The sequence below is a fragment of the Mycolicibacterium lutetiense genome, assembly GCF_017876775.1.
Taxonomy (GTDB): Bacteria; Actinomycetota; Actinomycetes; order Mycobacteriales; family Mycobacteriaceae; genus Mycobacterium; species Mycobacterium lutetiense.
This window is the reverse complement of record NZ_JAGIOP010000002.1, coordinates 4,293,715-4,317,723: the sequence shown is the minus strand read 5'-3', so window position 1 is coordinate 4,317,723 and position 24,009 is coordinate 4,293,715. Positions and strand designations below refer to the sequence as shown.

Below are 24,009 nucleotides of genomic sequence, written 5' to 3'. Positions count from 1 at the left end.
CTAGAGCTGGCTCGGGCTTTACAGCCGGGACGCGAGTTCGGTTACCCGGGAGGCGATGTCGTCGCGGACTAGCCGCATCCTCTCGATGCCCTCGATGCCGCGTTCGGAGGGTTCGTCGGTGTCCCAGTTCTCGAATCGCGTTCCCGGCACCGGGTCAACCTTGGCTTCGCGTCCCAAGGTGACCACGAGATCAACGTTTTTGACCAGGTCGGGGTCGATCAGTTTGGGTGTCTCGCCGGTGATGTCGACACCGACCTCGCCGAGCGCTTCGGCTGACAGCGCGTTGATCGTGTCGCCGGGCTTGGTGCCGGCCGAATACACATCGACATCCTCGCCGGCGACCTGGCGCATCAGCCCGGCCGCCATTTGCGACTTTCCGCCGTTCTTGACGCACACGAACAACACTGCCGGCTTGACCTTTTCACTCATGGGTCAGGGCTCCTGTGCGTTGATCGGTGCCGGGGAGGCGGCAGTGCCGCTGTCGCCGCCGAATCGACCGCGCAACGCCAGCGAGACATAGACCAAGGCGACCAGGACGGGCACCTCGATGAGCGGGCCGACGACGCCGGCCAGGGCCTGTCCGGAGGTGGCGCCGTAGGTGGCGATGGCCACGGCGATGGCGAGTTCAAAGTTGTTGCCGGCGGCGGTGAACGCCAGTGTGGTGGTGCGCTCGTAACCCAACCCGAGCACCGATCCGAGCAGGTAGCCGCCACCCCACATGATCGCGAAGTACGCCAACAGGGGCAGCGCGATGCGGGCCACGTCGAACGGTCGGTTGGTGATCTGCTCACCTTGCAGCGCGAAGAGAATCACGATGGTGAACAGCAGTCCGTAGAGCGCCCACGGCCCGATCCGCGGCAAGAACTTCGACTCGTACCAGTCACGGCCCTTGGCTTTCTCCCCGAAGCGGCGGGACAGGTACCCGGCCACCAGTGGGATGCCCAGGAAGATCAGCACCGATTTCGCGATCTGCCATGGCGAGGTGTCGATGGTTGTTTGTTCCAGGCCGAGCCAGCCCGGCAGCACCGACAGGTAGAACCAGCCCAGCACCGCGAACATGACCACCTGGAAGACCGAGTTCAGCGCGACCAGCACCGCGGCGGCCTCGCGGTCACCGCAAGCCAGGTCGTTCCAGATGATGACCATGGCGATACACCGGGCCAGCCCGACGATGATCAACCCGGTGCGGTACTCGGGCAGATCCGGCAACAGCAGCCAGGCCAGTGCGAACATCAGCGCCGGACCCAGCACCCAATTCAGTACCAGCGAGGAGAGCAGCAGTTTGCGGTCGCCGGTGACGGTGTCGAGGCGGTCATAGCGCACCTTGGCCAGCACCGGATACATCATGATCAGCAGGCCCAGCGCGATCGGCAGTGAAATCCCGTCGATCTGGACCTTTTCCAGCGCGGTGTTCAACCCCGGGATCCAGCGCCCCAGTAGCAGGCCGGCGACCATGGCGGCCCCGATCCACAACGGCAGGAACCGGTCGAGAGTGGAGAGCTTGCCGACAACCGGCGTTGCCGACGACGATGTGGCGGTCTCGGTCATACCGGCACCCCCACGGGCTCAACGGTGGCCGCACCAAGCAGCACCGACAGGCTGGCCAGCGCTTCGGGCACCACCGTGTAGTACACCCAGGACGCGCGGCGCTGCGAGGTCAGCAGACCCGCATCGCGCAGCACTTTGAGGTGATGGCTCACCGTGGGTTGGGAGACTTCGACTCCGGCCGAGATGTCGCAGACGCAGGCCTCACCGCCGGCGCGGCTGGCGATCGCGGAGAACAGCTGCAGCCGGACCGGGTCGGCCAGTGCCTTGAGCTTGACCGCCATGTCCGCGGCGGCCACCGCAGAGATCGGTTCACGCAGCAGCGCCCCGGGAGGGCAACACAGCGCCTCGGACGACTGATCAAACTGATTCGACATACATCAATATTGACAGTTATCGATACCGTCTGGCAAGTGAACAGTCGCCCAACGCCGTTGGCGCGGCCCAGTCCGGTGCCGTGGCGCGGCCGAGCCCCGATAGCGCCGCGCATCAATAGCCTTGTGTTGTCGGTGCCCGTAGTTACCGTGAATGGCTATGGCAACACCTCCAGCGCAGGCGATGTGCAGTGAGTGCAACCAATCGGCCCGCGTGACAAAGGCCAATCCGATCTGGTCTCATGGCGGCGATGAACCGTCGACGTGGATCGTTGAGGTCGACTGTGCACGCTGCGGCCTCCAACATGGCTGGCTGCCCCGGCGCTGACGGCGATGGGTAGCCAGCGCCTCTTTGATGACGGCCCGCGTCACGACGGTCCCGCCCGCTACACCGAACCTCATTTCGCGTTCCTGAACCGGGCCAGTGACCCGATGTGGGCGCAGGTACGCGACGTGATCGAACAGTGGTATGCCGACTATCCCGACCCCGACGGAGATCTGCGCGCCAGATTTCGTGATGTCAGCATCCGGCAGCACGCTCCGGCATGGTGGGAGCTGTACATCTACACGTTGTTTCGCCGGCTCGGATATGCGCCGACGGTTCATCCTGAGATTCCCGACACCACCCGCCACCCCGACCTGCTGCTGACCAAGGACGGTTCCAGGGTGTACGTCGAATGTGTGGTGCTGTTTGAGGACGGGAGCCGACAGTCAACAGACAGTGAGTCCTGGGTCAAGGACTGCGTCGACGCCGCCAAGAACCCTGACTTCGTCGTCGGGGTTCGGTTCGAGCACTTCGGGAAACTGCGGCCGAAACAGAGCCACGTCACACGCCAAATCGAGGATTGGTTGGCAACGCTGGATTATGACTCCGTGTCGGCGGCCAGCCGGGCAGGCGAATCACACTACCCATCAAAGAACTTCGAGTTCGCTGATTCGCGAGTAAGACTCACTGCAATACCCGTGCACCCCGACACGCGGGGCGATGACGTTGGCCGCATCGGCTTCGGCCCGGCGAATGGCGCCTTTGTGGTGCAAAGTGTTGGTGAGATTCGAGACATCTTGAAGGGCAAGGCTAAACAGTGCCGGGCGGTCGATGCGCCGCTGATCGTCGCGATTCTCAACTGGTCGATGTTCGCCCGGCTCAACGAAGTCAACCGGGCCCTGTTTGGGTCCGCCGTCGTGCAATCTGGCGGCGACACCGCCCAGCTGGTTCAAGGTACAGACGGCTACTGGCACCCCGGGCCGCCGCCGCGCGGAAGTGTCGTCTCTGCCGTGTTGTTCGGCGAGAGCGTCAGCCATTCACGCGTTGCGACTGGGCTGCCGAGGCTGTGGCGCAACCCATGGGCACAGCGGCCCCTACAAGATGATCTCCCGTTCGAAGCACACGCTGCTGACACCGACACCGGTGAAGTGGTCGTGACTGCGCGCGAGAGTATCCCAGCATCAACAGTCTTCGGATTGTCGGCAGGGTGGCCTCACGCGTAGGGCACGATCCTGGCGGAGACACATCCGACCGCGCTCAGCACGGCGGTTATCTAGTGCCGTCATAGTTCCCGCGGTGGCGGGCTGCGGCTTGTGAGCCGGGTCGCCTGCGCGTCGAGATGTTAGTGATGGGCTTCTGGCTTTGAGCACTGTCTCGTTCGAGCGTGAGCACATTGATCACTGTGGCGTACAACTGCAGTCTCTGCTCAAGCTCTGCACAATGTGCGAGGAGTTTGGCGTGGTCTTCCTTGAGCTTTTGATAGTCGCTGAGGCGGCGAGCGAATGCGGCAGGGGCACCGTCGGCGTTGCGCACCTTGGCCTGGAAGAGCTCTTTGAGATCCACATGTTGGTGGGTGAGATGCCAGCGCGGGAGGTTCGCTTCCACGGCGAGCTGTGACACCGACAGTCGGCCGGTGGACCGCAGCGGCTGACCGGCAAGCAGCCGGTCCATCGCGGCGAGGATCTGGGCGCGGATCGGGTCGTTGTGGGCGGCATCGGTTGTCATTGGTGTCGCTCCAGGATTCTGTCGAGGCGTTGAAGTTCGCGCTGCTCTCGTTGGTGTCTTATCGGAGGGGCCAACGGATCGCTGACGATCTCGTGGAGCTGATTGCGGTGTTGTTGGATGGCTTCGATGTCGCGGTCGGTGTGTGCGATGCAACGGCATGTGGGACGGCAGTCGTCGATGTCGGGGGTGAGCATCGGATCGTCTATGCTCCCGCGCAGTTGGCAGGCGGCCTCCTGGGCTTTGAACACGCACGTCATTCCGTCGCCGTGATAGATCTGCAGCAGCGTGTTGCCGAGCAGGTCGCGCGATTGTCGGGGGCTGGTGAGTACATGGCCGGCGAAGGTGCGTTCGGCGGCACGGACTCGCTGGCGGTACTCGTCTGCGGCGGGCCCAGAGACGCGTTCGCCGTCTTCGAGTGCTTGTTGGTCGATGGCGATCTCTTCCAGACGCGCAAGGAAGTCTTCGTAGGCGTACTCGTCGGGAAAGCCCGAGCTGTAGTCACCGGCGTAGCCCTGGATCAATCGCGTGTGCACATGCCCGTACTGCATTGCTCCGGCGACCAGGCCACGGGGCCGACGCCGAATGAACCAGGCCAACGTGCGCCGAAACCGCGAGAGCGTGATCTGACGAGGGTCCAGCGGAATGCCCGGGCGGTCATTCTGCGTGCAGTAGTCGTTGACCCAATCGATGAACTCCGAAATCGTGCCGACCGCTCGCGTGCTGGTCCGAGCCTGACCGATGCGGGCGAAATTGGTTGATTCCTTGTAGGGCTGAATTCTGGAAGGAAACAGCAGATCGTGGGTATGGAGGCGCTCCATAACAGCTACCGCGTCGGCGACGGGCTCGACCACCACCCACGGATCGCGCCGCTGTTGTCCCTCGGGGAGTTTGTTTCCGTCGTCGTCGACGACGTTCTTGAACACCAGTCCCGACATCAGCCACATGTCGGCTGCGTCGTCGCGTTCGATGCATCCCCGCCGCAGATTGAGGACTTCGCCGGCTCGCGCGCCTGAGAGATACGCGATGACGATCATCGCGGCAGCGCTGAGATGGTTTGCCAATGTCCGCGCTTCCTCGTAGGCGATGGGACTTTCCCGCCAGGGGCGTCCGTCGAGACGGGCAGTGATCGGGGTGTCCAGATAGGCCGCGTCAGCAATCGGTAGGCCTGATTGCGTAATCAACTGGCCCGCCGGGTAGCGCAGGGTTTTCTGGTTGAACACCATCTCCAACTGTCTCTCGAGATGCTGCATGTCGAGCTGCACCCTGCCCGTGGCGCCGACCTTGCCGGGTAGGGCCCGGCCGGTTTCATGCAGGCGTGACACATAGGCCTCCACCTTGTCTTCCAGGTCATGGCTCGGGGTGCGCCCGAGGCGGCCGCCGTTGTCGGCGCGGCGCGCTTGTGGGGAGAGTCTTTTGAGACGCAGGTGTTCGTCATGTGCTGCGATGATGTCGACAGAGAACTCCTCGACGAATCGCAGTGCCCAGTGCAGTAGGGGCTGCATGGTGGCTTCTGCGATGCGCGGTGTCCGGTTTTCCCTGCGCGACTGGGACTTTCCCAAGAGTTCGTGCAGTGGATCGCCGTTCCACGGTGGCGCGAGGGGAAGCCTCATTGATTCGGGCAGTATCGATCGGTAACTCCATAGCCGTCGTATCTCAAGGGCGCGTCGGTGTTTGGTGTCGAGTGTGATTTCCTCGTCCACGAGGTATGCCAGGTAGCGGTCGAGGACGTTGTCATCAACCTCACCGAAAGCCCCGATGTGTTGCTGGTTCAACCACACCGTGAAGGCCTTGAAGCTTGCCCAGGCACTGGCCACTGTAGCGATCGCTGCCTTGCTCGCCGCCTGCTCGTGAAACGGGGTGGGCGTGGAGTGGTTGATCAGCTGCCAGAAATAGTGTTTGGAGGCGATGCGTAGCCGCGCAGGTATTGAGCTGAAGTTCAGTGTGAGTGTATAGACGTGCTCTTCGAAGACTGCAGCGGTCAAGCTCCAGTGGTCGTCGCCGAAGCGACTCAGTGCAGCGACGTCCGCCCCAGGGACGAGTTCACGGTTGGTCAGGACCAACGATTGATCGTCGGGCCAGTGGACGTCGTCGGGGATCGGGCTTTCCCATTCGACCGAACGCCAGGGGGCGGTCATCGAATGTCCATTTCCCGGTTGATGAATCGGTCCACCATTGCGTGTTGCTGCGGAGTCGCGTCCGCGCGCGCTTGTGTGACATCGGCGGCGTCATGTTGGCTGAGCAGGTCGGCGAGTTGGGTGTGGGCACGCGCGAATCGTTGCGCCCAAGCCAGCGGAGTCATGTCGGCTTTGCGGGCTTGAAGGCGGTCAAGGACGAGGGCTTGTACGGGTAGGTGGTGGGGCAACGCTCTGGCGCACGGGCATTCCAGACATTTCATGAATGACGCGCGGCATGGTTGCCCCGGAGTCCCAAATGGGCTGTTGTCGTTGTCGATGCAGGAGTTCATGACTGTATCCAGTTCACCTGCGAGCATGCGTTTGAAGACGGTCGGCTCAATGCTGTGCTTTGCGGCGAGCGCGCCGGCGTCGGATTGAGCGATCTCGTCGCGGCTGAGGGTCTCCATGACGCCGCGGCTGCGCGCTTTGTCGACTTCTTCAGCCAGTGCGGCCGCGACGACTTGTCGATACTGGTCGAGGTTTCCGCGGTCGCGGCTCAGATAGTCCTTGACCAGCGTGGCTTCGGTGTGAGCAACGGGCTTCTGGTGCAATGAGACATAGGTGAGCCGGATCAGGTCCAACGTCACCGACAGGTATCCGTGGGCATTGGTCGCTGAGGTATCAGGCTGAATCTTGTGACGCGCAGACCACATACGAAAGGGTTCGTTGCTGGCAAGCGACCGAATGCCGCGGGTGGTCCCATTGGCGTGGTAGCCGATCAGTAGTCGGTCAGTATCAGCTAATTGGCGCGAGTGAGACGTCAAGTCAAGCAACAGTGCATATAGACCGAACGGCGTGTGCAACTCGTCGCGGGCAGTCGGAGATGACAACGTCGAAGGAAGCGTGATCCAGTCCGGGATCTCGGCCAAGGCCAGATTCATATAGGCCCGGGCTCCTCGACGGGGCTTGTAGGTGTCGAGGATCGCGATGGACTTCTGCCCATCGACGTGTCCGTCGGTTCGATGATGCGCTGTTGTGAGGTTGAGGATGACACTGCGATTCTGGCCCGTCATGATCCCCAGAAGGATTGCTGCAGCGGCAAGTTCGGTGCACGTTAGATGCAGCCAACCCACTACCTCGGCGACTTTGCCGAACCCCGAGTCCCGCACCCAAGTCTTGGGGGCGTATGTCCCTTTGTGGGCTGGGCGCGTGTAACGGGGTACGTCGGTGTGCTGGTCGACGAACTCCAGCAGTTCCAAACGCCGGTCGCGGGCCCTCAGCTTTCCTGCACGGTACTGCCGCAACAACTCACGGTTCTTGCGGATTCTGGTCGCCGCGGCGCGCAGATCTGATCGTGCTAGGCGGGCGATCTGAGTGAACTCGTCACGACTGTAACTTGCCTTCCGGCTCGCCGCCGGTCTTTGCGGGGTCAGTTGACATGCCTTAGCCAACATGGCGGGAGTTAGTTCATTGCTGTTGCGGAGCACGACCTTTAGCTCAGACACTTCGCGTTGCGCCGATGTTGTTGTGGCGCGGCGATGGTCGCGGAAACCGTCAATGTGGTCATCGACGAGCTCTGCCATCGTTGTCGGCGGCGCCGCGAGTCCGCCGAGGTACTCACCGAAGAGCCGAACCACGCGAAAGGAGTACCTGAAACCCTCCATCCTGGTTACCCTGCCGCCAGGAGCCGTCCGCTTCGCAAAGGTCATCGCCAATCCCCTTTGCAGATCAGGGGCCACAGGTACCTCGGAGAAATCGAAATCCTGAACGGCGGCACCGTCATGGTCAAAGCACCGCACCGTCAGTCGGTCTGCCTGCAGTCCATGGGATGTCAGTCCCTGGCTGGGCAGCGCTGCACGTCGGCCACGGCGGCTCACCAGGTGGTTCCGACCGGGTCGCTGGCGACATTGGGGTGCAGGAGAAATGCCTGGCTGAGGAACTCCTTCACCGGAAACCCATCGGCGTGGGCCAGCAGAATCTCGACGTCGAGATTCCGAAAAGGTTCCAAGTAGACGTTTTTCGTCGTCTCCACGCGCGCATGACCAAGCATGGTTTGAACGAGATGCCAGGTGTCTCCGAACTGAGCACGGAAGTCGTTTGTGCTGTCCTCCCCTAGGGAGCCCACCCGGGCTGTATACACCAGCTTGCCGATCGAGAACCATTTCAGAGCGAAGGAGTGCCGGTGCATGTGCGGCGTGCACCTAAAGTTGGGCACCCCAAGCGCAGCGATCCGCCGATTGGCATTTTCAAACGTGTGGTGCCATCCATGGGGATCTCGGGGCATCCCATCCTCATTCAGCCACAAGGCCAAGGGTTCCAGATCGTTGCCGGTACGCGTGAACAGTCGCCGCCGCTGTTCTGGATCAATGAGGTTCCATGGTCGCTGAACCTCCTGGCCGTCGTCCGCGACAAGGACCACGTGGCCCGCACGTCTAGCCGGTTGTGCGATCTGGCGCGCTGCGACGTCGTCATAGCGATGCTCGGCCCGCGCGTCGCGAACAGCACGCGCACGAGGGCCTTCTATGTAGGCACGCACCGCGCGCAGCACATCAACGGGCATCCAATAGGGATGTCCGTACCCACCCTTGGCGCATTTGTCAGCCAATCGGCACGTAAAGAACGACCTACCCAGCTCCAGCGTTGGCAACTCCGGCAACACCACCGAGCCCCACTCGGTCAGTCGCAGTCCTGTCCCGTACAGGCCGTCGGCAAACGCGCTGTCTCGCTGTTCGTTTCGACCTCGCCACGAATTGTCTGGTCCGCCGTCCAGGTTTCGGCCACGCAGGCCCACGTCGCGCCACCTCACGATTGCCGCGGGATCTAGCCACTTGACGCCCGCTGTGCGCTTCGCCCGGGGTGACCCCACTTCGGCGAAGATATCGGCCACCTCCGGATAGCGGGATGAGGCCCATCGATAGAACTTCTTACAGGCGGCGACGTCCTTGGAAAAAGTCGACGTACCAACTCTTTCCGGATTCGCCGGGTCGGTCAGACGCCAGAACTGAAACTCCTCGACATCGTCGACAGATGCCGTAAACCACTCCTGCCCGCGGGTCTCCAGGAAGTTCAGCCACAATGCCAGACAGCCGGCATAGTCGCGATTGCTTGTTTTCGCCAGATTCCGCATCCGCGCGGAACCAAGGAAGTCGTTCACACGAGTATCTGGAAATCCCTTGGGGCTCAACAAGAACCGTTGCCCGTCTCGACCCCCGACGGCTTTGATCAACTCCGGCAGCGACTCTGATCTATCCGCCAGTACCAACGGCAAGTCACCGACCGGCAGATCAAATCTGTATCGATGAACCTGCCATCGCGCATCACTCATGATCGGCTCCATTCTCAATGGACCCGATCAGTCAATCACAACAGTTCAGTCGGCTATAGAATGCCGCGCGCCGTGGGGATCACGATCCGGATGATGGTCTTCCATTTCGGCACGCCCAGCGCATAACTCGCTTCGCGCAGATCCATCGGAACGATGCGCAGCATCTCCTCGGTGGCCCGCACGATCACCGGGATCATCAACAGCACCAACGACAGTGACACCGCGAACCCGGACCGGCCGAACCCGAGCGTTGCCACCCACAACGCATAGATGAACAACGCGGCGACGATCGAAGGCACACCGGTCAGGATGTCCACCATGAACGTGGTTACCTTGCCCAGTCGGGTACCACCGCCGTACTCGACCAGGTAGACGCCCACCATCACACCGATCGGAATGGAGATCAGGGAGCACACGAGGCCTTGCAGCACGGTGCCGACGATCGCGTGGTAGGCGCCGCCACCAGCGAGGAACGTCGTCATCCCGGCCTGGGAATTCGTGAACCACGTGGCTGAGCTCAATGCGGCCCAGCCTCGGACGATCACCGAATACAGCACCCAGGCCAGTGGTATCAGGGCGACCAGCAATGACAGGGTCACCAGAACCGTGGCGAGGTGGTTGGTCAGCTTGCGGCGCAGACTCACGCCCTGGAACGCAGGCGCCTTGACCGGCCGTTCGAGGGTGGACGTCATGAGCGCCCCTTTCCTGCCACCGCGGCGCGAGCCAGCGAGTTCACGACGAAGGTGAGGATGAACAGCACCAGACCGGCGGCAATGTAGGCGCCCGCCTTGTACTGGTCATTGAATTCGCTGGCGGTGGCGGCGATCTTGCTGGCGAAGGTGTAGCCGCCGTCGAACAGCGACCAACTGAATGCGGTCTGGGTGCCGCGCAGGATGATCAGCAGCGCGATGGTCTCGCCGAGCGCGCGGCCCAGGCCGAGCATCGCGCCACTGACGTAGCCGGACAACCCGAAGGGCAGCACCGTCGTGCGCACCACTTCCCAGCGGGTGGCGCCGAGCGCGAGCGCAGCCTCGATCTGACCACGGGGCGTCTGGGCGAACACCTCGCGGGTCACCGCGGTGATGATCGGCAGGATCATCACCGCCAACACGATGCCTGCGGTGAAGATGGTGCCGCCACCGGCCACCGAGGCATTACCGGTACTGAACAGAAACAGCCAGCTCAAGTTCGTATTGAGCCACACCGCAAAGGGTTTGATCGCCGGCGCCAGTACGTACAGGCCCCAGACGCCGTAGACGATCGACGGCACCGCGGCCAGCAGGTCCACCAGATAGGACAGCGGGCCCGCCAGTCGCCGCGACGAGTACTGGGTGAGGTAGATCGCGATGCCCAGGGCCACCGGCATCGCCAGCACCAGAGCGAACACCGAGACGAACACCGTCACCTGCAACAGATCGAGGATGCCGAAGTGCATCGCCGAGGTGTCGGTGGTGATCCAGTTGCCGCCGTAGAGGAAGAAGTTCTCCTCGTTACGGGTCAGCGCCGGAATCGCGCGCCAGAGCAGGAACACCCCGATCGCCGCGATCAGCGCGACGATCAGGATGCCCGAACCTTCGGCGAGCCCACGGAAAATTCGGTCACCGAGGCGAACCTTGGCTCCCTTGGACGGATTGGTCGAGATAGGTACCGGCTCGGGGTGAGGGGACGCGAGCGTCTCCCCTGACCCCGAATCAGCTGGATTCGGCGTTGTCACTGTTGTCCCGTCGGGGCCCCTGGTCGTCATGCGGTCGGTAAATCCATCCTCACCCAGATCCGTCCTTCAAAGCCAGTCCGGCTATTACGCGATGGCCTCGACCGAGGTCAGCAGGCGCTGCTTGAACTCGTCGGGGAGTGCGATATATCCGGCCTGGGACAGGCTGGCCTGGCCCTCGTTGGCGGCCACAGTCAGGAAGGATTTGACGGCCGACGTGGTGTCGGCGTCGTAGCCCTTGGAGCAAACGATCTCGTAGGTGGCCAGCACCAGCGGGTAGACCCCGGCCTCCTTCGATGCGTACAGCGCGTTCAGGTCCAGCACGAGGTCTTTGCCCTCGCCCTTGAACGTGGCGGCGCCGACGGCCTTGGTGGTCGACTGGTCGTCCAGCGGAACCGCGCCGGCGCCACTGTCGATCTGGGCGTAGGGCAGGCCGGCTGCGGCGGCCGGGCTCTTCTCGACGTAGCCGATCGAGCCTGGGGTGGCCTGAACGGCCTGCACGACGCCGGAGGACTTCTGCGCGCCCTCGCCTGCTCCGCCCTGGAACTCCTTGCCCGCACCCTTGGTCCAGGTCTGCGGCGCGGCTGCGGCCAGGTACTTCTGGAAGTTGTCGGTGGTGCCCGAGGAATCCGACCGGTAGATCGGCTTGATGTCCAGGTCCGGCAGGGTGGCGCCGGCGTTGAGCGCGGCGACCGCCGGATCGTTCCACTTGGTGATCTGGCCCTGGAAGATCTTGGCGAGCACCTCGGGGCTGACCACGAGCTTGTCGACGCCCTCGACGTTGTAGGCCAGCGCGACCGGGCCGAACACCAGCGGCAGGTTCCAGGCCTCGTTGCCACCGCAACGCTCGGCTGCCTTGGCGACCTGGTCATCCTTGAGCGCCGAGTCGGAGCCGGCGAAGTCGACCTGCTTGGCGATGAACTGATCCACGCCCGCGCCCGATCCGGTCGGGTTGTAGGACAGGTTCTTGCCGGCGCACACCTGGCCCCACACCTTGTTGAACTCCGCAATGGCATTCTGCTGTGCCGTCGAGCCCTCGCCCGTCAGAGCGGCCTTGCCGCTGCACTCAGCCGACGCGGCCGAGGTGCTGCCCGCGGCCGACGAGCCGGCGCTGGAAGCGTTGTTGTCGCTACCGCACGCAGTCAGCGCGAGCGCGACGATGGCCGTCGACGACAAGGCGATGCCGAAAGACTTTCCGGCGCCCGTGCCGATGCTGATGAGCTTCACGTGTCTCACTTCCGGTTGAGGGTTTCTCACTCCCCGGCAACGTATGCGGCCGCAGTGGACGGCTCGCGGACACTAGGTGAATCAGCAGTGAACAGGTTCAGCGTGTTCACAGCTAAACGGGTTAACCGGCGGCATACGCCACGTCGACGCCGAACACCTCGAAACCCAAGTTTTGGTAGGTCGCCACGGCCGCCGAGTTATCTGCCTCGACGTAAAGAAGCACCGTCTGCAGGGACCGCTCGGCGAGGTGGTGCAGACCGAGCAGGGTGAGCACGGAGCCCAGCCCTCTCCCCTGCGCGGCGGGGTCGACGCCGACGATGTAGACCTCGCCGAGGGCGCCGTCGTGCACTTTGGTCCAGTGGAAGCCCAGCAGTGCCCCGGTGTGTTCGTCGAAAGCCTCGAAGAGACCGTCGGGGTCGAACCACTGCTCGCTCCGCCGGTCGGCGATCTCCGCTTCGGTCCAGCCGCCCTGCTCCGGATGCCAGGAGAAGGCGGCGTTGTTGACCCGCAGGATCTCGGCGTCGTCGCCGGGCCCGGCATAGGTACTGATCCGCACCCCCTCGGCGGTGCGCAGCGGTGGCAGGTCGGTCAGCGGGCGACGCATCTGCAGTAGTTCGCGGACCACCTTGAGGTTCAGCGCGGCTGCCAGGGCACGGGCTGCCTCCAGGTTGCCGTGTGCCCAGATGCGCGTGCCCGCCGCGCCTTCGGCGAGCCCCGCGCGGGCCAGGGTGGCACCGATGCCGCGCCGCCGGGCGTCGGGATGCACCACCAGTTCGGCCATCGCCGGGTCATCGGCGCCGGCCGGCGCCAGGTTCAGGTATCCGACGAGGTCTGCTCCGTCGGTCGCCAGCAGGTGGCGGGTCCGGTCATGGCCGAGCTCGCGCAGCACCTGATCCCCGACCGGGGCCACGCCGTCGGCTGCCGTCGCCGCAGCGACGAGTGCCCGGATCCCGGCCTGTTCGGCTTCTGACAGCCCGGTACGCCAGTCGAGTTCGGTCACTGGCTGGGTAACCGCTCGGCGAGCGACTCGTCTGTCTCGTCGATTGCCGGGTCGAAGTCGACGTCGTCGTGATCGTCGTCATGCGTGGCTTCGCCGCCGGTCGCCGCGCCTGCGGGGGTCCGGTTGCGCGACGGGCGCACCGCCTTGTATCCGACGTTGCGGACGGTACCGATCAGCGATTCGTATTCGGGGCCGAGCTTGGCGCGTAGACGGCGGACGTGCACGTCGACGGTGCGGGTACCGCCGAAGAAGTCGTAGCCCCACACCTCCTGTAGCAACTGTGCACGGGTGAAGACCCGTCCGGCGTGTTGCGCGAGGTATTTGAGCAGCTCGAATTCTTTGTAGGTGAGATCGAGGGGACGCCCCCGCAGTCGCGCGGTGTAGGTGCCCTCGTCGATCGCGAGTTCGCCGAGGGCGATCTTGCCGACGTTCTCCTGGTTGGCACCGCCGGCACGCCGGCCGACCAGCAGCCGCAGCCGGGCATCGATCTCGGCCGGACCGGTACTGGGGAGCAGGATGTCGTCCAGACCCCATTCGTGGTTGACCGCCACCAGCCCGCCCTCGTTGATCACCGCGACGACCGGCACGGATGTGCCCGTCGTTCCCAGTAGTCGACAGAGGCCGCGGGCGGCCGCGAGATCGGTCCGCGCGTCGACGATCGCCACATCGGCGCTGCCCGCTTCCAGCAGCGAGGACACCTCGGTCGGTGCCGTGCGCACGGTGTGCGCCAGCAGGGTCAGGGAGGGCAGGACCGACTCGGGATGCGGGTCGACGGTCAGTAGCAGCAGATCCAACGGGTCCTCCGGCGCGCCGGCAATCACTTCCCACGATCGCCCGGACCCCGATGTCCACACGGTCGATTCGTGACTGACATGTAGCCGTTACCGGCATTTGTGATCTAACGATAACGCCTCACCTGCTGATCAGCCGCGCCGAGCGCTTCTATCCGACGGCCGTGGGCGACAATGTGGCGGTGCGCAAACTGCTGATCGGGCTCACCGCGACCGTGATCGCGCTTGTCGTCGGAGTCGTCGGCACGGATTTCGGTTCGGCGATCTACGCCGAGTACCGACTGGCCCGCAGCGTACGCAGCGCGGCCGCCCTCAACTGGGATCCGTGGGTGGCGATCCTGGGTTTCCCGTTCCTCACCCAGGTTCGCAATCACCACTACAAGGAGATCGAGATCCGGGCCACCGGCGTCGATCACCCGGTGGTCGGCAGGGCCTCGCTGGAGGCCACGCTGCACGGCATCGACCTCGCCGACTCGTCGTGGCTGATCGCACCGGACGCGAAGCTGCCGGTCGAGAAGGCCGAGAGCCGCATCATCATCGACTCCACCCATGTGGGCAGGGTCATGGGCATCGGTGACCTGCTGGTGGAGGCGCCAGAGCGGGAATCCAACGACGCCACCGGCGGCACCACAGAGTCCGGCATCTCCGGGAGTCAGGGGCTGGTGTTCACCGGAACCCCCAAGGCCTCCGGGCTCGACAAACGGGTCAGTGTCGCGGTCGATCTGTCCTTCGCCGACGGCGACGACACCGCCCTGGTGCTGACCGCGACCGGGATCCTGACCGGCCCGGGTACCGCCGGCGAACCGGTGCCCGAGGACAAGACCGCAGCTGTGCTGTCCGAGTTCAGCCACACGATCACCGGGCAGAAGCTGCCGTTCGGGATCGCCCCGACCACCGCGGGCGCCCGCGGCTCCGACGTGATCATCGAGGGCATCGCCTCGGGAGTAACGATCGACCTTGCCGGGTTCCGACAACCATGAGTTCATCGATGGTGCTGGCGATCGTGGTGCTGATCGCGGCGCTCGGGGTGGCCTACGTGGTAGGTCGTCTGATCACCCTGCGCGCCGGCCTGATCAGGGCGGGCGAGGAAGCCGCCGACATCGACACCAGCGGTCTGGGCTTGTCACACACCGGTCCGACCGTGCTGCACTTCTCGGCCGAATGGTGCGGACCCTGCGCGGGGGTGCGACGAGTCGTCGACCAGGTCTGCGCCGAGCTGCCCGAAGTCGCGCACGTCGAAATCGACATGGATACCAATCCCGAAGCCGCCAGGCGACTTTCGGTGCTGTCGTTGCCCACCACCATCATCTTCGACCGCGACGGGCGGCCCCGATACCGCACCAGCGGGGTCCCCAAGGCCGCTGACCTGCGATCGACGCTGGAACCGTTGTTGGCCTGACCCGGTGGTTATTGGGTAGGCTGTCGGTCGTGTCAGCCCGCCTTGAGCTTGTGCTCACCAAGCGCCGCACAGTTGATCTGTGCCGCGTGGCCGGTTGCTGCTGTTGTTGTTCCTGTTGAGAGCAGTCGCGCGCATCTGCGCGCCCGCTCAGGTGTCGTGCCTGGGCCTGCACACCATCAGACCATTGACAACAACAGGAGTTTGTTCGCATGGCATCGACATCAACCCAGCTCATCGCTGATGGTCGGCCCGCTCAGGTCGACGTGCGAGGTCCGCGGTTTGCGGCCTGGGTCACCACCGCGGTACTGATCGCCACGCTGCTGGTCGCCGGCGCGAATGCTCCCGCGGCTGCGGTGCTGCTGGGCGTTCAGGCGGCGGTATTCGCCATCGGTGCGGTCGGCGGCCCCCGCAGGCATCCCTACGGCCGTCTGTTCGCCACGTTCATCGCGCCGCGCCTGGCACCGGTCACCGAGCGCGAGCCGGTGCCGCCGCTGAAGTTCGCCCAATTGGTCGGCTTCGTGTTCGCCGTCGTCGGCGCCGCGGGGTTCGGCTTCGGCGTCACGGCCCTCGGACTGACCGCCACCGGATTCGCGTTGGTGGCAGCGTTCCTCAACGCCGCCTTCGGCATCTGCCTGGGTTGCCAGATCTACCCGCTGGCGGCCCGGCTGCGCCACACCCCCGACCCAGCTTGACCACCATCCGACATCTCGAATAGCAAGCAACCGAAAGGAATCCGTACATGGCACGTTCCGACGTCCTGGTCTCGACCGAATGGGCCGGGAACAACCTTGACACCGCCGGCGTGGTGTTCGTCGAGGTCGACGAGAACACCAGCGCCTACGACGACGAGGGCCATATCCCCGGCGCCGTCAAACTCGACTGGCGCGATGATCTGCAGGATCCGGTCAAGCGTGACTTCGTCGACCAACAGCAGTTCTCGAAGCTGTTGAGCGACAAGGGCATCAGCAACGACGACACCGTGGTCCTGTACGGCGGCAACAACAACTGGTTCGCGGCCTACGCCTACTGGTACTTCAAGCTGTACGGCCACGCCGCCGTCAAGCTGCTCGACGGCGGCCGCAAGCGCTGGCAGCTCGACGGCCGTCCGCTGGTGAAAGACGCCGTGAGCCGTCCGTCGACGTCGTACGTCTCCCAGCCCCTGGACAACAACATCCGGGCCTACCGCGACGAGGTCATCGCCGCGATCGGTGCGAAGAACCTGGTCGACGTGCGTTCGCCTGACGAGTTCTCCGGCAAGATCCTGGCCCCGGCGCACCTGCCGCAGGAGCAGAGCCAGCGGCCCGGGCATATCCCCGGCGCCATCAACGTTCCGTGGAGCAAGGCAGCCAACGAGGACGGCACCTTCAAGTCCGACGAGGACCTGGCCACGCTGTACGCGGCGGCGGGCCTCGACGGCGAAAAGGAGACCATCGCCTACTGCCGGATCGGTGAGCGTTCCTCGCACACCTGGTTCGTGCTGCAGGAGCTGCTGGGACACCAGAACGTCAAGAACTACGACGGCAGTTGGACGGAATACGGCTCCCTGGTGGGCGCCCCGATCGAGTTGGGAAGTTGATATGTGCTCTGCACCGAAGCAAGGACTGACGTTGCCGGCCGGCGTCGACCTGGAGAAGGAAACCGTCATCACCGGTCGCGTGGTGGACGGCTCCGGCCAGGCAGTCGGCGGTGCCTTCGTGCGCCTGCTGGACTCCAGCGACGAGTTCACCGCTGAGGTTGTGGCCTCGGCGACCGGCGACTTCCGGTTCTTCGCCGCCCCGGGCACCTGGACGCTGCGCGCCCTGTCCCCCGCGGGCAACGGCGACGCCAGCGTGGCCCCGTCCGGCGCCGGCATCCACGAGGTCGACGTCAAGGTTGCTTAAATTCCTTCGCGAACGTGAGCTTGGGTGCGATGTTTTCGACTTTTCTCGCACACAAGCTCACGTTCGGCTGGTATTGGGCGTCCCGACCCGGGGCGCCGACACCCTCGACCAGGAACTAGACTCTCTCCCGTGGTGCTCTTCTTCGAATTGATGCTCGTCGCGGCCGTCGTGGTGATCACGTGGTTCGCGTTGTACGCGGTCTACCGGCTCGTCACCGACGAATCGTGAGCTCCGGCGGCGACGCCCCGGCCGCAGTGCCGGGTTCCGGTGACCGCGCCGTAGCGGCAGCCGCCGAACGGGCCAAGGCTACGGCCGCCCTCAACATTCCGGCCTTCGATGACCTCCCGATCCCTGCCGATACGGCGAACCTGCGCGATGGCGTCGACCTCAACGAGGCGCTGCTGGCGCTGCTGCCGTTGGTCGGTGTCTGGCGCGGTGAAGGCGAAGGTCGCGACACCCATGGCGACTACCGGTTCGGTCAGCAGATCATCGTGTCCCATGACGGTGGCGACTACCTGAACTGGGACTCCCGGTCGTGGCGATTGAACGAGTCGGGTGAATACGACTCACCCGGCCTGCGCGAAACCGGGTTCTGGCGATTCGTGACCGATCCCGATGACCCGAACGGCCGTGACGAGTCACAGGCCATCGAACTGCTGCTGGCCCACTCGGCCGGCTATGTCGAACTCTTCTACGGCAAGCCCCTCACCCATGCCTCCTGGGAGCTGGTCACCGATGCGCTGGCCCGCAGTAAGTCCGGGCTGCTGGTGGGCGGCGCCAAACGGCTCTACGGCATCGTCGACGGCGGCGACCTGGGCTACGTGGAGGAACGGGTAGACGCCGACGGCGGCCTGGTTCCGCATCTGTCGGCCCGACTGTCTCGGCACATCGGCTGATGCGCCGGCCGATTCTCGTGGCAGGCATTCTGTCCGCGGCAGCAATTCTCGGTGCGTGTTCGTCGGAGGGGCCGCAACCGGCTCCCACCGAGCCGCCCGCCGAGCACGGCACCTACGCGCACTGCATGTCGGAGCACGGCATACCCGTCGCGCCCGGCCCGGTCGCCGGGCCGCCGGCGGGGGTCGACGAGCAGACCTGGCAGCAGGCCAGCAAGGCCTGCTCGACGCTGGCCCCGGGCCCCAGTTAGTTCTCGCCGTCACGGCCCGCGGCGTGTCCGGTCCCTGCCCCAGATATGGGGCGACCCCCGAGCCGTAGTTCCTGGTGGGACAGACCGGAGGGCTCGGGGGCCGGGTGGCTGCGGGGAATTCGCCAGCGCGCGCAGGCAATACCCCGGTGCTGCTAGCGGGCAGCCACCTCACATGTCCATAAGTCACTCAATTTGACGGACCACCTCCTTCCCTGTGTGCAACCGAAGCTACCCCCGTCTGTTCACCCCGACAAGCGATTTATGCCCGTCTCAGCGATCGCTGACGATCGCGGCGTCCACCAGATCCGACATGTCGGTGGCCAGCGGCGCATCGGGCAGTCGCCGCCCGTCCAAGGTGTGCACGCGAGCCGCGAGGGTGATACTGGAAACCAGCCAGACCCCTTGTGCGGTAAGCAGATCCGCAGGCTTGAGCGCGCGGAAGTCGCAGTCGTAGCCTTTGTTGCGGGCCACCTCGAACAATGCCTGCTGGGTGGTGCCGCGCAGGATCGGATACCACGGCGGCGGCGTGAGCAGCACTGACCGGCCGTCGCGTTCTTCCGTCGCGATCACCACGGTGGAACGCGGACCTTCCAGCAGGTGACCGTCGGAGCTCACGAAGATCACGTCACCGGCGCCGTGACGTTCGGCGTGCCGCAGCGCGGCCATGTTCACCGCGTAGGACAAGGTCTTGGCACCCGCTGCGAGCCACGGCATGTCGCCGGCATCCAGCGGCAACCCGCGGTCCAGGGTGATCGCCGCCAACCCGTCGCGGCGCACGGCGGCCACTCGGTCGGCCAGTGCACCGATGGTGGCGAATGAGGTCGCCGCGCCGCCGCTCTCGCGGCCTCGGCTGTACACCAGACGCAGCACGCCGTCGCCGTCGTTCTCGGCGACCCAGTGCTCGGTCCCCAACGCAGCCGCCGCTCGCCAGGCGTCCAGGTCCGGCGCGGGCAGATCCAGCATCTTGGCGGAATGGGTCAGCCGGGCCAGGTGCGCCTCCAGGAGGCAGGGCCTGCCGTCACGCACCAGCAGCGTCTCGAAGACCCCGTCGCCGCGCACCGCGGCCAGGTCGTCGGCGTGCAGCAGCGGGACGTCGGGGTCGTGGATCCGCCCGTCGAGGGTGACCAGCACGGCTGGTGAGCTCGCCATGGGGCTCCAGCCTAGTTTGCGCCTGCGGGCAGCCCGGGTGAAGAGCGCAAACGTACAGTTGGCCTATGACTGCACTTCCGTCAGCGGTGCCGGCGCCCGAGTCAGATCCCGACGCGGGCGCCGTCTGGCATTACGGCGATCCGCTCGGTGAACAACGGGCCGCAGCACGCGCCGCGGTCTTCGTCGACCGGTCGCACCGGGCGGTGCTCACCCTGACCGGCAAGGACCGTCAGACGTGGCTGCACAGCATCTCGAGCCAGCACGTCAGCGCGTTGCCGGACGGTGCGGTCACCGAGAATCTGAGCCTCGATCTGCAGGGTCGTGTCGAAGATCACTGGATCCAGACCGAGCTCGACGGCACCACCTACCTGGACACCGAACCGTGGCGGGGCGAGCCTCTGCTGGCCTACCTACGCAAGATGGTGTTCTGGGCCGACGTACAGATCGAGCCCGCCGATCTGGCGGTGCTGTCACTGCTGGGGCCCGGGCTGGCCGACGAGAAGGTGATCGCGGCCCTGGGCTGCGAGGAACTTCCCCGGGAGTCGACGGCGGTGGCGGTGCCCGGTGGCGGGTTCCTGCGCCGGCTGCCCGCCCCTGGGATCGAACTGGACCTGGTGGTGCCGCGCGAGTCAATCGCCGAGTACACCGGGCGACTCTCCGACGCCGGGGTCCGGCCGGCCGGGGTGTGGGCCTACGAGGCGCACCGGGTGGCGTCGGGCAGACCACGGCTGGGGGTGGACACCGATGAGCGGACCATCCCGCACGAGGTCGGTTGGATCGGCGGCCCCGGTGTCGGAGCCGTGCACCTGGACAAGGGCTGCTACCGCGGCCAGGAGACCGTCGCGCGGGTGCACAACCTGGGTAAACCGCCCCGGATGCTGGTGATCCTGCAACTCGACGGTTCCGCTGACCGGCCGGTCTCCGGCGATGCGGTGACCGCGGGTGGGCGCAACGTCGGCCGCATCGGCACGGTCGTCGAGCATGCGGACGACGGCCCCATCGCGTTGGCCCTGCTCAAGCGGGGTTTACCGGCCGACACCGAGCTGGTCGCCGGCGCCGAGGCGCAGGCGCCGGCGGTGATCGACCCGGATTCCCTGCCGGATGCGGATACCACTGCCGGCGCCGGGCGGGCGGCGGTCGAACGCCTCCGCGGGCGTTAGAGCGTGGAACTGCCTGGCCGCTCAACGTGAGGCAGGGCCTGACAGCACTTCCCGGACGGGCACGGTAAAGTGTTGGCAGGAAATAAAGACACACAGATCGGAGCCGCCTAGCTATTGGGCCGCTCCGTTATTGCGCGAGGGGGTCCCCTATGGGCCGCGGCCGGGCTAAGGCAAAGCAGACCAAGGTTGCACGTGACCTGAAGTACAGCTCGCCGAACACCGACTTCAGTCAGCTCCAACGTGAGCTGTCGGGATCTCCCGATTCCGGCGACGCCAATGACGACGCCGAGGACTGGTCGGGCGAGGATGACTGGCGGCGTTGAGCCGCCGGCATTCCGTCGTTAGCACTTAAGAAACAGGTCGCGCTGGTTGCGCACGTCGCTGACAGCGCGACCTGTTTCACCACTCAAAACCGCGGATGCTGTCCCACCAGTTCGGCGCGCACACTTTCCTTGCCGCCCTTCTTGACGGTTCCCAGCGTCCAGCAGTCCAGGTGCCGTGCGGTCAGAATGGCCAGTGCACGGTCGGTGTCCTCAGGGGCGACGACCGCGACCATCCCGACGCCCATGTTGAACGTCTTCTCCATCTCGACACGTTCGATGCGTCCGCGCTGGGCGATCATCTGGAACACGGGTGCCGGCGTCCACGTACCGCGATCGATTTCTGCGGTCAGTCCGTGCGGCACCACGCGCTCCAGGTTGCCGGCCAGGCCACCGCCCGTCACGTGGCAGAACGTGCGCACCTGCGTCTCCGCGGCCAACGCCAGGCAGTCCTTGGCGTAGATGCGGGTCGGCTCCAGCAGTTCCTCGCCGAGCGTGCGGCCGAATTCCTCGACGTGTCCGGCCAGGTTCATCCGGTCGATCTCGAGCAGGACCTTGCGGGCCAGTGAGTAGCCGTTGGAGTGCAGCCCGCTCGCTTTCATCGCGATGATCACGTCGCCGGGGCGGACCCGGTCGGGCCCGAGCACGTTGTCGGCTTCGACGACGCCGACGCCGGTCGCGGAGATGTCGTAGTGGTCGGGTTCCATCAGCCCGGGGTGTTCGGCCGTCTCGCCGCCCAGGAGTGCGCAGCCCGCCTGGACGCAACCTTCGGCGATGCCCGACACGATCGCGCTGACGCGCTCGGGGACGGTGCGGCCGACGGCGATGTAGTCCTGCAGGAACAGTGGTTCGGCACCGCACACCACGAGGTCGTCGACCACCATGGCGACCAGGTCCAGACCGACCGTGTCGTGCTTGTCCATGGCCTGCGCCACGGCGAGCTTGGTGCCCACACCGTCGGTCGAGGCGGCCAGCACCGGCTCGCGGTATCCGCCCCGCAAGGCGAATAACCCGGCAAAGCCGCCTAGGCCGCCCCTGACCTCCGGCCGGGTCGCCTTGGCGGCAAGCGGCTTGAAGAGCTCGACGGCTCGGTCACCGGCTTCGATGTCCACTCCGGCCGAGGCGTAGGAAATCCTGCTGTGTTCGGCGATGCCGTGCTGTTCGGCGCCCTTAGTCATCGCAAGCAAGGCTACCGCCCCACCATTGCGGGGGTACAGCGCAGGAGGCGTTAAGGATGCCTCAAGGGCGCCACGACGTCGGAGACGTCAAGGACGCCACGACGTCGGAGACGTCAAGGACGCCTGAGTGCCGATGCGTTGTCATTGTCGGACTGCAGCGGGACGCCGGTGCGGGCCGCGGTGGCAAGCATCTGCTCGACGACGTTCTTGCCGAGTGCATTCTCGCCGGGCAGTTCGATCGGATAGTTCCCGTCGAAACACGCCGAGCACAACCGGGTCGCGGGCTGCTCGGTGGCCGCGATCATGCCCTGCTGCGAGATGTAGCCCAGGCTGTCGGCACCGATGGCGTGCCGCACCGCCTCCAGCATCTCGCCCTCGTGTTCGGCGGGGGCCGCGTTTGCGATCAGCTCGGCCGGGGTGGCGAAGTCGATGCCGTAGAAGCACGGCCATTTCACCGGTGGCGAGGCGATCCGGACGTGGACCTCCAGGGCCCCGGCCTCCCGCAGCATGCGAATCAGGGCGCGCTGGGTGTTGCCGCGCACGATCGAATCGTCGACGACGATCAACCGCTTGCCGCGGATCACTTCCCGCAACGGGTTGAGTTTGAGCCGGATGCCCAGCTGCCGGATGGTCTGCGAGGGCTGGATGAAGGTGCGCCCCACGTAGGCGTTCTTCATCAGGCCCTGGCCGAACGGGATCCCGGATTCCTGCGCGTAACCGACCGCGGCGGGCGTTCCCGACTCGGGGACGCCGATCACCAGGTCGCCGTCGACCGGGTGCTCGCGGGCCAGTCTGCGGCCGATGTCGACACGGGTGGCGTGCACCGAGCGGCCCACCAGTGTGCTGTCGGGGCGGGCCAGGTAGACGTACTCGAAGACGCACGCCTTGGGTTCCGGGTTGGCGAACCGGGTGGAGCGCACGCCGTCGGCGTCGATGGCCAGCAGTTCGCCGGGTTCGATGTCGCGGACGAACGAGGCGCCGACGATGTCGAGCGCGGCGGTCTCCGAGGCCACCACCCAGCCACGGTCGAGTCGGCCCAGCGCCAACGGGCGCACGCCGTGCGGGTCGCGCGCGGCGTAGAGGGTGTTCTCGTCCATGAAGGTGAGGCAGAAGGCGCCGCGCACCGTGGGCAGCAGTTCCAGGGCAGCCTGTTCCAGGGTGGCGTCGGCGGCGCCGTGGGCCAGCAGTGCACCCAGGATGTCGGAGTCGGTGGTGGCCGCCATGTTTCCGGCGGCCCTCGAGGCGATCAGTCCGGCGGCGCGGGCGCGGGTGGCCAGTTCGGCGGTGTTGACCAGGTTTCCGTTGTGGCCGAGAGCGACGCCGGTTCCGGCCGCGGTGTTGCGGAATACCGGCTGGGCGTTCTCCCAGGTGGTGGAGCCGGTGGTCGAGTAGCGGCAGTGGCCGACGGCGACATGGCCCGGCATCGCGGCCAGGGTCTGCTCATCGAACACCTGGCTGACCAGCCCGAGATCCTTGAACACCAGAATCTGCGAACCGTCGGAAACCGCGATGCCCGCAGCTTCCTGACCACGGTGCTGCAATGCATACAGGCCGTAGTAGGTGAGTTTGGCGACGTCTTCACCCGGGGCCCAGACCCCGAATACGCCACATTCCTCGCGCGGTTCGTTCTCGTCGAGTTGCTGACCAGTCACGATAGGGCTGCTCCCGGGGCGGCGGTTGGTGACATAACTGAGTCTACGGT

Annotated in this window: 25 protein-coding genes and 2 pseudogenes; 12 read left to right on the top strand and 15 right to left on the bottom strand. The window is 65.4% G+C overall.

The genetic code is table 11. The features are described from left to right. Positions 1-18: 18 nt before the first annotated feature. From JOF57_RS31480 to JOF57_RS29935, 3 genes and pseudogenes are all read right to left on the bottom strand, one after another. Positions 19-429, bottom strand: coding sequence for an arsenate-mycothiol transferase ArsC (locus JOF57_RS31480; RefSeq protein ID WP_209923120.1), 411 nt, complete (start codon positions 427-429; stop codon positions 19-21). 59 nt (positions 430-488) lie between these two features. Beyond that, positions 489-1,548 (bottom strand): annotated as a pseudogene (arsB, locus tag JOF57_RS29940) (ACR3 family arsenite efflux transporter); the annotation flags it as partial. Continuing rightward, the gene (locus JOF57_RS29935; RefSeq protein WP_209923115.1) at positions 1,545-1,922 is read right to left on the bottom strand and encodes an ArsR/SmtB family transcription factor; all 378 of its coding nucleotides are present in this window, start codon (positions 1,920-1,922) and stop codon (positions 1,545-1,547) included. The pseudogene arsB and the gene JOF57_RS29935, both read right to left, overlap by 4 nt. A 151-nt stretch (positions 1,923-2,073) precedes the next feature. Here JOF57_RS29935 and JOF57_RS31500 point away from each other — a divergent pair, with 151 nt between their 5' ends. Both JOF57_RS31500 and JOF57_RS29930 read left to right on the top strand, forming a co-directional pair. Further along, entirely contained in the window at positions 2,074-2,247 is a 174-nt protein-coding gene (locus JOF57_RS31500) for a DUF7160 family protein (RefSeq protein ID WP_456094043.1), read from the top strand. A 125-nt stretch (positions 2,248-2,372) separates the two neighbouring features. Continuing rightward, complete coding sequence (locus JOF57_RS29930) at positions 2,373-3,407, top strand: hypothetical protein (protein WP_307870125.1); 1,035 nt, start codon at positions 2,373-2,375, stop codon at positions 3,405-3,407. 46 nt (positions 3,408-3,453) lie between these two features. On the opposite strand, the gene JOF57_RS29925 is transcribed toward JOF57_RS29930, so the two are convergent. The 9 genes and pseudogenes from JOF57_RS29925 to JOF57_RS29885 form a co-directional block, all read right to left on the bottom strand. Further along, on the bottom strand, positions 3,454-3,909 hold the full coding sequence (locus JOF57_RS29925; RefSeq protein WP_209923111.1) for a hypothetical protein: 456 nt from the start codon (positions 3,907-3,909) through the stop codon (positions 3,454-3,456). Next, positions 3,906-6,044: a hypothetical protein gene (locus tag JOF57_RS29920; protein ID WP_209923108.1), complete on the bottom strand. Its 2,139-nt coding sequence runs from the start codon at positions 6,042-6,044 to the stop codon at positions 3,906-3,908. The genes JOF57_RS29925 and JOF57_RS29920 overlap by 4 nt, the downstream gene beginning before the upstream one ends. After that, complete coding sequence (locus tag JOF57_RS29915; RefSeq protein ID WP_234938284.1) at positions 6,041-7,732, bottom strand: hypothetical protein; 1,692 nt, start codon at positions 7,730-7,732, stop codon at positions 6,041-6,043. The genes JOF57_RS29920 and JOF57_RS29915 overlap by 4 nt, the downstream gene beginning before the upstream one ends. Positions 7,733-7,896: 164 nt before the next feature. After that, positions 7,897-9,348: a site-specific integrase gene (locus tag JOF57_RS29910; RefSeq protein ID WP_234938283.1), complete on the bottom strand. Its 1,452-nt coding sequence runs from the start codon at positions 9,346-9,348 to the stop codon at positions 7,897-7,899. A 68-nt stretch (positions 9,349-9,416) separates the two neighbouring features. Next, positions 9,417-10,040 (bottom strand): annotated as a pseudogene (gene pstA, locus JOF57_RS29905) (phosphate ABC transporter permease PstA); the annotation flags it as partial. Then, positions 10,037-11,092: a phosphate ABC transporter permease subunit PstC gene (gene pstC / locus JOF57_RS29900; RefSeq protein ID WP_209923104.1), complete on the bottom strand. Its 1,056-nt coding sequence runs from the start codon at positions 11,090-11,092 to the stop codon at positions 10,037-10,039. The gene pstC and the pseudogene pstA, both read right to left, overlap by 4 nt. A 54-nt stretch (positions 11,093-11,146) precedes the next feature. Next, on the bottom strand, positions 11,147-12,286 hold the full coding sequence (gene pstS / locus JOF57_RS29895; RefSeq protein ID WP_209923102.1) for a phosphate ABC transporter substrate-binding protein PstS: 1,140 nt from the start codon (positions 12,284-12,286) through the stop codon (positions 11,147-11,149). A gap of 121 nt (positions 12,287-12,407) precedes the next feature. Next, complete coding sequence (mshD, locus tag JOF57_RS29890; protein ID WP_209923101.1) at positions 12,408-13,286, bottom strand: mycothiol synthase; 879 nt, start codon at positions 13,284-13,286, stop codon at positions 12,408-12,410. Beyond that, positions 13,283-14,080: a winged helix-turn-helix transcriptional regulator gene (locus tag JOF57_RS29885; RefSeq protein WP_209923839.1), complete on the bottom strand. Its 798-nt coding sequence runs from the start codon at positions 14,078-14,080 to the stop codon at positions 13,283-13,285. The genes mshD and JOF57_RS29885 overlap by 4 nt, the downstream gene beginning before the upstream one ends. 161 nt (positions 14,081-14,241) lie before the next feature. Here JOF57_RS29885 and lmeA point away from each other — a divergent pair, with 161 nt between their 5' ends. From lmeA to JOF57_RS29850, 8 genes are all read left to right on the top strand, one after another. Continuing rightward, positions 14,242-15,057 (top strand): mannan chain length control protein LmeA, encoded by an 816-nt coding sequence (gene lmeA, locus JOF57_RS29880; protein ID WP_209923099.1) that lies wholly within the window; start codon positions 14,242-14,244, stop codon positions 15,055-15,057. Beyond that, the gene (locus JOF57_RS29875) at positions 15,054-15,476 is read left to right on the top strand and encodes a thioredoxin family protein (protein WP_209923098.1); all 423 of its coding nucleotides are present in this window, start codon (positions 15,054-15,056) and stop codon (positions 15,474-15,476) included. The genes lmeA and JOF57_RS29875 overlap by 4 nt, the downstream gene beginning before the upstream one ends. A 29-nt stretch (positions 15,477-15,505) precedes the next feature. Further along, a complete protein-coding gene (locus JOF57_RS31475) occupies positions 15,506-15,595 on the top strand; it encodes an Ms5788A family Cys-rich leader peptide (RefSeq protein WP_372508157.1) in 90 nt (29 codons plus the stop codon). A gap of 90 nt (positions 15,596-15,685) precedes the next feature. After that, the gene (locus JOF57_RS29870; RefSeq protein WP_209923096.1) at positions 15,686-16,168 is read left to right on the top strand and encodes a DUF4395 domain-containing protein; all 483 of its coding nucleotides are present in this window, start codon (positions 15,686-15,688) and stop codon (positions 16,166-16,168) included. Positions 16,169-16,215: 47 nt separating this feature from the next. Continuing rightward, positions 16,216-17,052, top strand: a complete 837-nt coding sequence (locus JOF57_RS29865) for a sulfurtransferase (protein WP_209923095.1) — start codon at positions 16,216-16,218, stop codon at positions 17,050-17,052. Between the two features lies 1 nt (position 17,053). Further along, positions 17,054-17,356 (top strand): DUF1416 domain-containing protein, encoded by a 303-nt coding sequence (locus tag JOF57_RS29860; RefSeq protein WP_029110402.1) that lies wholly within the window; start codon positions 17,054-17,056, stop codon positions 17,354-17,356. A 221-nt stretch (positions 17,357-17,577) separates the two neighbouring features. Beyond that, positions 17,578-18,252, top strand: coding sequence for a heme-binding beta-barrel domain-containing protein (locus tag JOF57_RS29855; RefSeq protein ID WP_407666657.1), 675 nt, complete (start codon positions 17,578-17,580; stop codon positions 18,250-18,252). After that, positions 18,252-18,500: a hypothetical protein gene (locus tag JOF57_RS29850; RefSeq protein ID WP_209923090.1), complete on the top strand. Its 249-nt coding sequence runs from the start codon at positions 18,252-18,254 to the stop codon at positions 18,498-18,500. The genes JOF57_RS29855 and JOF57_RS29850 overlap by 1 nt, the downstream gene beginning before the upstream one ends. 270 nt (positions 18,501-18,770) lie before the next feature. Here the strand turns inward: JOF57_RS29850 and JOF57_RS29845 are convergent, their stop codons facing one another. Further along, complete coding sequence (locus tag JOF57_RS29845) at positions 18,771-19,649, bottom strand: aminodeoxychorismate lyase (protein WP_209923087.1); 879 nt, start codon at positions 19,647-19,649, stop codon at positions 18,771-18,773. Between the two features lie 65 nt (positions 19,650-19,714). On the opposite strand from JOF57_RS29845, the gene ygfZ reads away from it, so the two are divergent. Continuing rightward, positions 19,715-20,809 (top strand): CAF17-like 4Fe-4S cluster assembly/insertion protein YgfZ, encoded by a 1,095-nt coding sequence (ygfZ, locus tag JOF57_RS29840; protein WP_209923085.1) that lies wholly within the window; start codon positions 19,715-19,717, stop codon positions 20,807-20,809. Between the two features lie 149 nt (positions 20,810-20,958). Continuing rightward, positions 20,959-21,132, top strand: coding sequence for a DUF3073 domain-containing protein (locus JOF57_RS29835; protein ID WP_082449106.1), 174 nt, complete (start codon positions 20,959-20,961; stop codon positions 21,130-21,132). An 83-nt stretch (positions 21,133-21,215) separates the two neighbouring features. On the opposite strand, the gene purM is transcribed toward JOF57_RS29835, so the two are convergent. Both purM and purF read right to left on the bottom strand, forming a co-directional pair. Beyond that, positions 21,216-22,307, bottom strand: coding sequence for a phosphoribosylformylglycinamidine cyclo-ligase (gene purM, locus JOF57_RS29830; protein ID WP_209923083.1), 1,092 nt, complete (start codon positions 22,305-22,307; stop codon positions 21,216-21,218). Between the two features lie 113 nt (positions 22,308-22,420). Beyond that, entirely contained in the window at positions 22,421-23,959 is a 1,539-nt protein-coding gene (gene purF, locus JOF57_RS29825; protein WP_209923081.1) for an amidophosphoribosyltransferase, read from the bottom strand. Positions 23,960-24,009 lie beyond the last annotated feature (50 nt).

Coding starts and splice junctions, on each gene's coding strand:
- JOF57_RS29850 (WP_209923090.1), top strand. CDS start 18,252: ATGCGCCGGCCGATTCTCGTGGCAGGCATTCTGTCCGCGGCAGCAATT.
- purM (WP_209923083.1), bottom strand. CDS start 22,307: ATGACTAAGGGCGCCGAACAGCACGGCATCGCCGAACACAGCAGGATT.
- ygfZ (WP_209923085.1), top strand. CDS start 19,715: ATGACTGCACTTCCGTCAGCGGTGCCGGCGCCCGAGTCAGATCCCGAC.
- JOF57_RS29845 (WP_209923087.1), bottom strand. CDS start 19,649: ATGGCGAGCTCACCAGCCGTGCTGGTCACCCTCGACGGGCGGATCCAC.
- JOF57_RS29935 (WP_209923115.1), bottom strand. CDS start 1,922: ATGTCGAATCAGTTTGATCAGTCGTCCGAGGCGCTGTGTTGCCCTCCC.
- JOF57_RS29860 (WP_029110402.1), top strand. CDS start 17,054: ATGTGCTCTGCACCGAAGCAAGGACTGACGTTGCCGGCCGGCGTCGAC.
- JOF57_RS29875 (WP_209923098.1), top strand. CDS start 15,054: ATGAGTTCATCGATGGTGCTGGCGATCGTGGTGCTGATCGCGGCGCTC.
- pstC (WP_209923104.1), bottom strand. CDS start 11,092: ATGACGACCAGGGGCCCCGACGGGACAACAGTGACAACGCCGAATCCA.
- JOF57_RS29865 (WP_209923095.1), top strand. CDS start 16,216: ATGGCACGTTCCGACGTCCTGGTCTCGACCGAATGGGCCGGGAACAAC.
- JOF57_RS29870 (WP_209923096.1), top strand. CDS start 15,686: ATGGCATCGACATCAACCCAGCTCATCGCTGATGGTCGGCCCGCTCAG.
- JOF57_RS29915 (WP_234938284.1), bottom strand. CDS start 7,732: ATGACCTTTGCGAAGCGGACGGCTCCTGGCGGCAGGGTAACCAGGATG.
- JOF57_RS29920 (WP_209923108.1), bottom strand. CDS start 6,044: ATGACCGCCCCCTGGCGTTCGGTCGAATGGGAAAGCCCGATCCCCGAC.
- JOF57_RS29910 (WP_234938283.1), bottom strand. CDS start 9,348: ATGAGTGATGCGCGATGGCAGGTTCATCGATACAGATTTGATCTGCCG.
- JOF57_RS29835 (WP_082449106.1), top strand. CDS start 20,959: ATGGGCCGCGGCCGGGCTAAGGCAAAGCAGACCAAGGTTGCACGTGAC.
- JOF57_RS31480 (WP_209923120.1), bottom strand. CDS start 429: ATGAGTGAAAAGGTCAAGCCGGCAGTGTTGTTCGTGTGCGTCAAGAAC.
- JOF57_RS31500 (WP_456094043.1), top strand. CDS start 2,074: ATGGCTATGGCAACACCTCCAGCGCAGGCGATGTGCAGTGAGTGCAAC.
- JOF57_RS29925 (WP_209923111.1), bottom strand. CDS start 3,909: ATGACAACCGATGCCGCCCACAACGACCCGATCCGCGCCCAGATCCTC.